Annotated in this window: 2 protein-coding genes; both read right to left on the reverse strand. The window is 66.7% G+C overall.

What is annotated here, in order from left to right; translation table 11 throughout:
- The coding region (locus ABEA26_RS35965) for an SUKH-4 family immunity protein (RefSeq protein ID WP_345598279.1) at positions 1-358 on the reverse strand (358 nt) is incomplete at its 3' end.
- A gap of 7 nt (positions 359-365) precedes the next feature.
- Positions 366-776, reverse strand: a complete 411-nt coding sequence (locus tag ABEA26_RS35970) for a hypothetical protein (protein ID WP_345598281.1) — start codon at positions 774-776, stop codon at positions 366-368.
- Positions 777-1,325: the final 549 nt, after the last annotated feature.

Raw genomic sequence — 1,325 nt, forward strand, 5'->3', positions numbered from 1 at the left:
CTTCGCTCATCGGAAGCTCTTTGTGTTCACTCTCTCCCTGTTCCAGGGCGATGAGGGAGTGAATGAATGAGGAGATGTCTGTATTCATGGCGGTGTAGTTCTCTTCCCCCTCGGGGAAAGAGTAGATTCGCCCGTCGCTCGGGTCAATGGCGATCGTTGCGTAGTTGAACACTCCCAGGATCTCCCACCTTTCGGATTCGGGCGGGCATTCGGCGCCGTCTGCCTCGAACACGGTCTTCAGGGCCGGCCTGCCGTCGATTCTTTCCAGGGACTCGTCCTCGAGGTCCAAACGGCTTGAGAAGAACGAAGTTTCTGGCAAGCCGACATCTGAGAGGAAGTGCGTGACCTCGCTTCGCATGTGGCTGTCAGCGGAACGAGGGAAGTACGTGACTCAGGTAAGGCCGAAGCTGTCGACCACCTGACGTGGTGTGATGCTGATGGTCGTGGTCCTGCTGCTGGCGTTCTTCCTGCTGCTGCTCAAGGTCGTCGCCAGGCTGAACCTCGGCACGCACACCGGTGGCGCGCAGTGGGGCGGCGCGAAGGTCGAACGCAGGCTCAAAGCCCCACAGGACCCCGCCCGGCGGGCGGGCCGCGTCACCGTCGGCCGCGGCATGCACACCGGCGCGATCGTGGCCGCCCAGCCCAACATCTCGGCGACCGCGTTCGGCGTTCCGGGCAGCAGCAAGACCACCGGCCTGGTCCTGCCCAACGCCGCCGAATGGCAGTGCCCCCTGGTGGTGACCACCACGAAGGCCGCCGACCTCGACGTCATCCACGCCCGGCGCCGCGCCCTCGGTCCGGCCTGGGTGATCGCCCCCCGGCGGGCGTCCCCGGCCGTCGGACAGACAGGTGGTCCCCGGTGGAGTACTGCACCGACGCGAAGGCCGCCGACCGCATGGCCGCCTGAATGGCCGAGTCTTCGGCGTCCGGGGACAGCAAGCGGGCCGCGCCCTGGATCGACCAGGCCAAGAACGTCCTCAAGGCGTGCTGCTCACCGCGAACCTCTCCGGCGGCGGCATCAACGCCATGCGCCGCTGGCTCTTTTCGGGCAAGGACGCCGTGGACCAGTCCGCTCCGTCCTCCAGCAGCACGGCCACACCGAGGTCGCCGACGACTACGCCTGTTCTCGTTGTGACAGGGGCGGGTTGGGGTGGCTGCTGGCGACTGGGTTCGGCCACCGGGCTGGTGGGGGTGTACGACGGTGAAGGCCCGGTGGTGTCACTGGGGGGGGACTGCGAGGGGTCTTTGTGGGTCGGGGGTGGGGGGTTACGTGGGGTCGCGGTCGAAGACCGACTTGGACCAGTAGTAGCCGAGTGCGACGAGAG

The sequence above is a fragment of the Streptomyces marokkonensis genome (assembly GCF_039539045.1).
In the GTDB taxonomy this organism is placed as follows: Bacteria; Actinomycetota; Actinomycetes; order Streptomycetales; family Streptomycetaceae; genus Streptomyces; species Streptomyces marokkonensis.